The sequence below is a fragment of the Prosthecobacter fluviatilis genome, from assembly GCF_042655725.1.
Classification (GTDB): domain Bacteria; phylum Verrucomicrobiota; class Verrucomicrobiia; order Verrucomicrobiales; family Verrucomicrobiaceae; genus Prosthecobacter; species Prosthecobacter fluviatilis.
The window spans coordinates 1,298,524-1,307,368 of record NZ_JBHSMQ010000001.1 but is presented as its reverse complement, the minus strand read 5'-3'; the positions used below and the strand labels follow the sequence as shown (position 1 = coordinate 1,307,368).

The 8,845-nt window shown below is 60.9% G+C and carries 7 protein-coding genes; all 7 read right to left on the bottom strand.

Annotation, left to right across the window (positions count from 1 at the left end; genetic code table 11):
* Positions 1 to 438: 438 nt before the first annotated feature.
* The 7 genes from ACFQDI_RS05225 to ACFQDI_RS05195 are packed head-to-tail and all read right to left on the bottom strand — an operon-like array spanning position 439 to position 8,140.
* Positions 439 to 3,456 (bottom strand): ATP-binding protein, encoded by a 3,018-nt coding sequence (locus ACFQDI_RS05225; RefSeq protein ID WP_377164130.1) that lies wholly within the window; start codon positions 3,454 to 3,456, stop codon positions 439 to 441.
* Positions 3,453 to 3,932: a response regulator gene (locus ACFQDI_RS05220; RefSeq protein ID WP_377164128.1), complete on the bottom strand. Its 480-nt coding sequence runs from the start codon at positions 3,930 to 3,932 to the stop codon at positions 3,453 to 3,455. Before ACFQDI_RS05220 ends, ACFQDI_RS05225 begins: the two co-directional genes overlap by 4 nt.
* Before the next feature lie 38 nt (positions 3,933 to 3,970).
* Complete coding sequence (locus ACFQDI_RS05215; RefSeq protein ID WP_377164126.1) at positions 3,971 to 6,145, bottom strand: GspE/PulE family protein; 2,175 nt, start codon at positions 6,143 to 6,145, stop codon at positions 3,971 to 3,973.
* A 20-nt stretch (positions 6,146 to 6,165) separates the two neighbouring features.
* Positions 6,166 to 6,690: a prepilin-type N-terminal cleavage/methylation domain-containing protein gene (locus tag ACFQDI_RS05210; RefSeq protein WP_377164124.1), complete on the bottom strand. Its 525-nt coding sequence runs from the start codon at positions 6,688 to 6,690 to the stop codon at positions 6,166 to 6,168.
* Positions 6,691 to 6,701: 11 nt separating this feature from the next.
* Entirely contained in the window at positions 6,702 to 7,112 is a 411-nt protein-coding gene (locus tag ACFQDI_RS05205) for a type II secretion system protein (RefSeq protein WP_377164122.1), read from the bottom strand.
* Positions 7,113 to 7,136: 24 nt separating this feature from the next.
* Positions 7,137 to 7,745 (bottom strand): type II secretion system protein, encoded by a 609-nt coding sequence (locus tag ACFQDI_RS05200; RefSeq protein ID WP_377164120.1) that lies wholly within the window; start codon positions 7,743 to 7,745, stop codon positions 7,137 to 7,139.
* A complete protein-coding gene (locus ACFQDI_RS05195) occupies positions 7,745 to 8,140 on the bottom strand; it encodes a prepilin-type N-terminal cleavage/methylation domain-containing protein (RefSeq protein ID WP_377164118.1) in 396 nt (131 codons plus the stop codon). The genes ACFQDI_RS05200 and ACFQDI_RS05195 overlap by 1 nt, the downstream gene beginning before the upstream one ends.
* Positions 8,141 to 8,845: the final 705 nt, after the last annotated feature.

Here is an 8,845-nt window from a genome sequence, read left to right as displayed (position 1 = left end):
AAACCAACTTAACTTCCGACCACGCAAAACACTCGGCTTTCAATCACCTCATTCCCTCTTGCCTTTCCTGCTCAAACCCATCTAATTCCAAAAACCAGCCCAGGTGCACTTTGGGTTTCAATCTGCAAGGCGCGAAGTCAATTAACTAAATGCCTGGCATTTAGTTATCACCCTTTCGACTTGGAGGCCATCCCCGATATCTCTCAAAGGCGGCCCCATAGGGCTGATCAGGTTCTTCTCAGCCCCTGTCGCTCGACGTCCGCGGCTGCTCGCAGCTGCCCATCTCGCACGCGAATCCGTTCCGGCTGGCCTGTCGGCCGCCCCAATACCCGGGAGGGTTTTCGGGTGCCAAAAAGCGCCCCCATCGTCGGGTCGGTGTCACCTGTGGGATGCTCCCCAGGACGGGTCCCCTGCCCGCCACTCGCTGGGCTTCACCTGCTAGAAACTCATCGGGATCTGCGCAGCTTCCACCGACAGCGCCGGCGGGATCACGCGGCGGAAATCATCAAGCGACACCGGCTTCGTCAGAAAGGCATTCATCCCGCATTCACGGCACTCCTCCTTCACGCCCGTCAACGCATGCCCGGTCATCGCGATGATGGCTGGCTGGTGCTTGAGCTGGAAGTTCCCACGAATGCGCCGGGTCGCCTCCACGCCCCCCATGACTGGCATCTGCAGATCCATAAACACGATGTCGTACCCCCCTTGCCCCACCATGCTCACGGCTTCCTCCCCGTTATTGGCAATGTCCATCCTCACATAGCCGAGACGCTGCAGCAGCATCGAGGCAATCTTCTGGTTCAGAGGCTGATCTTCGACCAGCAGGATGTTCGCCGGATTCTGGCTGGCAAAGTTGTCCGCATCAGCTTTGGCAGCTTTGGCAATCGCCCGGTTCGTGGCTTGCGAGACGTGAATATCATGCCCACCAGCTGCGGCACGCGCAGCACCTTGCATGGACAGCGGTGGAGGAGCTGGCGTCTCCAGCACAGACGGGGACTCAAACGTGGCCCTCATTGGCTGCCCCATCGGCTGACCAGTCGGCTGACCCATCGGTTGACCCATCGGTTGACCCATCGGTTGACCCATCGGTTGACCCATCGGTTGACCCATCGGTTGACCCATCGGTTGGCCCATCGGTTGACCCATCGGTTGCCCCATCGGTTGGCCCATCGGTTGGCCCATCGGCTGGCCCATCGGTTGGCCCATCGGTTGGCCCATCGGCTGGCCCATCGGCTGGCCCATTGGCTGGCCCCAGGGTTGCCCCATCGGCGTCAGCATCGGGGGCTGCTGGTAGTGGCCAGGCATCTGCTGCACAGGCGTGGTGATCGGGCGCAAATGGGGCGATGGCACCGGAGCAGGCGCAGCCTCCGGCCCCTCGTATGGCGCAGCCGCAGTGACGACGGGGGTCAGGATCACCCGCCGCGGCATGCGGTAGAGTTCCGCCATCGACCTCAGCAGTTCACGGCGCTTGATCGGCTTCGACAGCCGCGTATGCCGGCTGCCCGCAGGCGGACTGTAGCGGTCACGGTCCAGCTTCGCACTGGTGATCGGCATGATGGTGATGATGGCGGTGCCGCGCATCGCCGCCGCATTCAGCATCTGCACAGCATCCTCATGCCGGACACCCGTCACATCGAAAATGAAAAGCCCCGCCTCCTCGATCACCCCATCCAGCTCAGCGGGCGTACGGTCCTTCAGCAGCCTCACCGTCATGCCCCACTGCATCAGCGCCTGGTTCAGCACCTGCAGAGTGGTCGGATGCGCGCTGTGCACCGCCACAGGCCGCCCTCTCACCACATCCAGCCACGCCAGCTCTTCCTCCCGCGACTCATCATCAGGTGCCACGATCAGCGGCAGCTCAAAGAAGAAGTCAGACCCTTTCCCCTCCTCACTCACCACGCTGATCTCCCCCTGCATCATCTTGATGAGCTTCTTGGAAATCGCCAGCCCCAGCCCCGTGCCGCCATACTTGCGCGTCGTCGAGGTGTCCGCCTGGTTGAAAGCCTGGAACAGCTGCCCGATCTTTTCCGGCGGAATGCCGATGCCCGTGTCACGCACGGAGAAATGCAGCAGCGTCTTGTCCCCCTGCGGCGTCTGGCGTGAAACCTGCCGCACCAGGATCAAAATCTCCCCCTTCTCCGTAAACTTGATCGCATTCCCCACCAGGTTCACGAGGATCTGTTTGATGCGCTGAAAGTCCCCCAGCACCTTGCGCGGCAGCGCCGCATCAATGTGGACGTTGAGCTCGATGTTTTTCTCCGCCGCCTTGTGCGAAAAGACGTCCGTCGTTTCACTCAGCAGCTTCTCGATGTCCACCGGCATCTTCTCCATGTCCATCTTGGCAGACTCCAGCTTCGAAAAGTCCAGAATGTCATTGATCACGTGCAGCAGCGACTCCCCGCTGGAGCGGATCATCCGGATCAGCTCCTCCTGCTCCGGGTCCAGCCCCATCTCGATCAGCAGGCTCGTCGTGCCGATGATGCCGTTCATCGGCGTGCGGATCTCGTGGCTCATGTTCGCCAGAAAGCTCCCCTTCGCCGCAGTCGCCGTCTCCGCCTGCCTCTTGGCCGCCTCATACTCCACCAGCAGCGTGTGCTTCCGCTGATCCTCCTCCTGCACGTGGGTGATCATCGTGTTAAACTCCTCCTGCACCAGGTCCAGGTCATCGTTGCCGCTGGCAGGCACCCGCACGTTCAGATTGCCCGCACGCATCGCCCGAAAGGCGCTCACCAGAGCATGCGTCTTCTTCGTGATCCGCCGCCCGATCATGTAAAAGCTGAACACCGCCAGCGCCAGCCCCGCACACGCTCCCAGCACAGGCACCGTAAGCCTCTGCGCATTGAAAAGGTGCCTCAGCTGCACCAGCGGCTGGCGTGCGATGAAAGCACCCGCCACATACCCGCTGCGCGAGTGCAGCGGCGCGGCGCTGATCAGCCAGTGGTCCCCGCCGTTGATCTCCATGTCCTGGCTGTCGCTCGTGTCATCCATCACCATCGAGCTGCCGGACATCACCCTGTAGATCAGGCTGTCCATGTGCGCCGCAGACGGCTCCTCGATGGCACAGTTCTGGCACCCGGGCAAAATCACGATCGGCGGCGATTTCGCCATCGGCGGCGCCCCGCCGTCCTTCGCCTGGCGTGGTGCCACCACCTCCACCTGCAGGCCCAGATTTTGCAGCGCAGGCGGTATCTCCACCGTCTGCAGGCGCATGCGCATGCGCGCCTCGTTCTCCCAGTTCAGCGGTGCCACCCCGGCGATCTCGCTCTCACTCAGCGCCTGGCGGTTCAGCTCCATCTGCCCCGCCAGAGCCACCGCACCGAGGTACGAGCTCTGCACAAAGCGCAGCGTGATGAACTCCTGCCACATGAAGCCCGCGGCAGTCGCACCCGCACCCACCAGCACGGCAAACATGCCCAGCAGCGTGAAGCGGTTCGCTATCTGGAAGTGAAACCTCATGAAACGACAGCAGGTTTAAAGACCGAGTAGCCCGACTCCGCCGCGTCATGATCCGGCACCATCGCGCGTCGCACCGCCAGGCACAGGCTTTCGAGGTTGAACGGCTTGTACAGCACATCCACAAACCCGATCGCCTGGCACAGATCCTTCACATCATCCTGGAAGTACCCGCTGCACGCGATCACCGGCAGCCGCGGGTCACACGCACGCAGCCATTCCAGCACCTCAAATCCCGAGGCCCCGCCCGGCATCGTCAGGTCCAGGATAGCCGCCGTAAAGCGCTGCCCATCCTCCATCCCCACACGCACCAGCTCCAGCGCCTCCTCGCCGCTGCGGCACGCCACAGCTTCAAAGCCATGCGCCTCCAGCACCGCCTTTCCCACCGCCAGCACATGCGGCTCGTCATCCACGATCAGCACCCGCGCGACAGCACGCGAGGCAAATTCACGGGGCAAGATCTGAGTTGTCGGGTTCATGGTCGCGGAATATTGTATGTGTGAAAAAAATTCCCGCCTTACATGGCGGTGTAGCTGAGACATTTGATTTCATCGAGCGAGGTATGCCCGCCGATCACCTGCTGAAGCCCCTCCTGGTAGAGCGAGCGGAATCCGTTCTTGAACGCGGCGGCACGCATCGCGCTCAGCGGCGCGCCTTCCTCCACCAGGTCGCGCAGTTCGTTGTTCACCTCGCACAGCTCCATCAGCGCCACACGTCCCGAATAGCCGGTGCCGTGGCACTCGTCGCACCCGCGTGCGGTGTAGATCGGCGTCGTCAGCGGCTGCGAGATCACCGCCTGCTTCGCCAGCAGGTCCTGCACATCCTGCGGCGCCTGCATCGGCTGCTTGCAGTAGCTGCACAGCCTCCGCGCCAGACGCTGCGCCTGGCTCAGCGCCAGGGAGTCTGCCAGCAGGTACTTCTCCACCCCCATCGACAGCAGTCGCGAAACCGCGCGCAGCGAATCGTTCGCATGCAAAGTCGTCAGCACCAGATGCCCCGTCAGCGAGGCGTTCACCGCCGCGCCCGCCGTCTCCGCATCTCGCGACTCACCGATCAGGATGATGTCCGGGTCAGCACGCAGCAGCGCACGCAGCCCGTTCGCAAAGTCCAGCCCCCGCGCATTGTTCGTCTGCGTCTGGTTGATGCCCTCGATCTCATACTCGATCGGGTCCTCGATCGTCTGAATGTTCACGCTCTCGTCGTTCACGCTGTTGAGCAGCGCGTACAGCGTCGTCGTTTTGCCGGAGCCCGTCGGCCCCGTCACCAGCACCAGCCCCTGGTCACGCTGCATCGTCCGCGTCAGGATGTCGATCTGGCGCTGTGAGAGATTGAAATCCGACAGGCGCTTCACCCCGTCCTGCTTGTCCAGAAAGCGCATGATCACCTTCTGAAACTCACGCCGCGTCGGCACCGCCGCCACACGCACATCCACCCGCCGTCTCCCGATCGAGAGCGCCATGCGCCCGTCCTGGCACTCCTGCCGGTTCTGGCTCATCCCCGCATAGTTCTTCAGCAGCGCCACATAGCGGTTCAGCTGGCTCTCCGGCGCCGTCATGATCGTCTTCATCGTCCCGTCCATGCGCGCACGGAACCGCGTGAAGCTGTAAAACTTCTCCAGGTGCAAGTCAGAGGCCCGGCAGCGGATCGCCGTAAACAGCGCCCACTGCACCAGCTGCTCCGGCTCATGGTTCGGATTCTGCGGATTGATCCGCCCCATGTCCTCCGGCGAGATCTCCACCACGCTCGCATCATCCGCCACAGAGAGCGCCGCCCCCTCGATCGTGGCCACCGCGCTCGGGTCAAACGTCGCCCCTGCACGGTTGATCGCCTCCCGGATGCTCGCCAGATCCGCCAGCACCGGCACGATCTTCACCGCCGGATTCCCCATGGACAGCCACTCGTCCTCAAACGCGTAGCAGTCGCTGCTCTCGCTCAGCAAAAACACCACCTGCTTGCCGATGTACAGCGGGTACACATTGTGCCGCTCCAGCAGCGGGATCGGGAAAAAGCTCTGCCTCTGCGCCTCCGTGGCGCTGTACACCAGCGTGCGGCACCCGCTCACCAGATGCTGCAGCGCGATGCCCATGTTCCGCTGCACCACATTGAAATGCGTGATGCCCAGCGACTCCGCCTTGCCCTTCTGCGCATCGTAAAAACCCTTCAGCTTGGTGATCTCGGCAGGCTCATACGGGTAATGCTCCAGCAGCCACTGGAAGGTGCCATCCAGCCCCAGGTCAGAAAACACCGGCGGCTGCAGCTGCTCCATCGCATTCGACTGCGAGATCGGCATCTGGCCAAACCGCTGCACCAGATCCTTCCGCGTGTTCTGGTACTGCTCCTGCGTGATCAGCACCCGGATCGTAAAAAAGTGCGGCACCCCCCACAGATCCCCCGCCCGCGGGTTGTGGTGCGCCATCACCAGCAGCGGCCCGATCGTGCTCACCGGCAGCCACGGGTCCGCCACGTACGGCACCCGCCCCAGCTTCCGGATCAGCCTCTCCGCATCCGGAGAGCAGCTCTCACGCAGCAGCGTCACCGGCAGCATCCCATGCTGCAGCGCCAGTCCTTCGATCGACTGGATCGCCAGGATCGCCGACTGCCTCGCCTCAACTATCGTGCTTGGCGGATTACTCGCAGCACCAAAGGATTTTGGTGTGAGCGGGTTGGTCGGGATCTGGAGGGTGGCGGCCATGAGTTTTTAGCTGGGCAGGATCAGCGTCCCGCCATTTGAAAGTTCGGCGGAAAGACAAATGCCGTGGTGAAATCGCTGCCTTCAAAATTCATCAGCAGCCCCATGCCGCTCTGCCCCGGCTTCAGCAGCTCAAACAGGCTCCCCGTCCAGCGCAGACGGTGCACGTCCGCATCACTCGAAGAGATCGGGTTGTACCTCGGGTCCACATACGGGGAGCCCGACTGCGCACGGTTGCTGTTCGGATCGCGGTATTGCAGCGTCCGCAGCACCAGCATCTCGTCCGTCACAGACCCGCTCTGCGCCGTGAACAGCAGCTCGTAGTTCTGCTGGGCAAACCGGTAAAGCGCCTGGTTCAGCGTCTCCTGCCGCGCCTCCGCCACCGCATCCTTGCCCCCCGTCAGGAACTGGCTGAAAGAATGCACTGCGATCCCGGCCAGCACCGAAAGAATGCAGATCACCATCACCATCTCAGACATGGAAAAGCCCCCATCCCTGCCGGCGGGCAGGAAAGAGGCTCGTGTTCCACGATGTAGGGTGGGCGTCATGCCAGAGTCGGTCAGTAATAAATGGTCGCGCCGGTCGGGTTGGACAGCGTCGCCTTCGTCATGGGCGTGATCGAAAGCGGAAAAGTCAGGCTGTATCCGGACGGCAGAAAAGTGGCCAGGTCCCTTTCCGCAAAGCTCAGGTAGGACTTCAGCAGCTGGTACTTCGCCTCCGGTGAAGAGGCCGCCGTCCACTCCAGCGCCGCCTGCGTGCGCCCGCGCACCTGGATGTAGCTCGCCAGCGCCAGGTTCAGCGACTCCGCGCGCGCAATCGCCAGATTCCGCTCACTGTCACCCCGCATGCGGGTCACGGAGGGGATCGCCATGAAAGCGATGATGCCGATGATCGAAACACACGCCATCATCTCCACCAGCGAGAAACCTCGCAGGGAAAAGCGGAGCTTTGGAAGTAGGGCTTTCATCATGAATGAATTGGGTACTCGGCCTCGCTACATGTTGACCAGGTCCACATGGGGAAAATCACCCGTCTGCCAGTCGGGCAGCGTCAGGTATTGCTGCGAATTGTACAAAGCCAGTGTCTGCAGCTGGCTGGCGTTCGACGTGTAATCTGCAAAATGGTCCGCCGTCGTCTGGTCTAGAAAACCGGCGCGCCGGTTCGGGTCTGAGGAATTTGGTTTCGGCACCAGCTGATCAAATCGCTGGCTGACGGACATGGCGTTGTAGGCCACACGAATGTTTTCCAGGCTCTGAAACTGGGCCGAATTGCTGCTCACGCGCATCTGCGCCATCACCCACGCAGTCAGCGCACTCTGCACAGACGCCTGCTGCTGCCGCGCCATCACGCGGCTCGCATCCCGTGAGGCATTCGAAATCGCCGCCACCACGATCGATGACATGATGCCGATGATCGCAATCGTAAAGATTGCCTCAACAAAGCTGAATCCTGCCTCTCTCTGTCTGCGAAATGTCATTGTCATAACCAGCAACGCCCTGTTTCCCTGCTGCAAAAAAAACGCCGGGGAGTCAACCTCCCCGGCGGACGTGAATCGTCCGAAACTGAGTTCAAACCCCAGTGCCGGGCGCGTCAGCACCAGCATTAGTAGGTGCCTGGATCATACTTGACCTGCTTGTTGTCGTCGTCCCAGGTCAGGTAGTTGGCCACAGCAGACTCTTCCGTGTCGTTGATCGGGCCGGAAGTGAAGGTCTTGCCGGCGAAGGCACCCGTGAGGGGGCTCACGCCAGTCTGGGCCTTGTCGAGCAGGTTTGCAGTGGTCCAGCCCGAGGTGTCAACACCAGCGGCGATGGCGGCGTTAAGCACGGAGGAGACGGTCTGCGCATTGCGCTTGGCGGCGGCGGTCTTGGCGCTGTCGTTCAGGTTGCCGATGTTCGGGATCGCGATCGCGGCGATGATGCCGATGATGGCGATGACGACGAGCATTTCCACGAGGCTGAAGCCAGCCTTGCGGGAGGGGTTGATCTTGATGTTCTTCATAGTGTGTTGTGTGTGTGTTTTGGCTGTTGGTGTTAGTTCGAAGTGCTCAGCTTTGTGGAGTTGCTCAGCCTCGAATTATGGAAATTGTAGTTTATTACAAAGATAGATTCAATAATTATTTTCATATTTTTTACAATTGCAGGAAATCTAGTAGCCTCTGTTTCAATCGCCGAATTCGTTTTCCCTAGCTAAAACCGCTACTTGGCGCGCTACAACACGACCTCGTCTTTTTTTCGAATACGGGCAAAGTATCTGCGGAATCTCATCTCTGAGAGCCCGGTTAAGCCACCCTGCTAAGGCCATTTCGCCCTAATTTTTGCAGCGGTCAAAAAACCGGTTTAACAGCCCCGCCTCTTCAATTTTCATGTGAAAATTATTAAAGGCATCAAAAATAAGGAATCTGTTACTCTGAGACTGGAGTTAACGGCCGACAGTGTCCTCACAGAGGCAAATTCCCGCTTTCACTCATTCCAAACCCACGGACCACCAGCATTTTTACCCTTCAGCCTCCTCCCCCCTAGCAAGCCACCGTCGAGTCCATCGTCAGCATCGTGCTTCCCCCCTCAGTGAAGCGCTGTCAGAAGCCCTGAAATCCCACTTCACTGAAAACCCAGCTCACGACTCTAGGCACAGTGCCGCAGTGCATCCGCCACTGATGCCATGCTCATGCACATCCATGGCATCATCACTTGAGCTCTGTTTCTG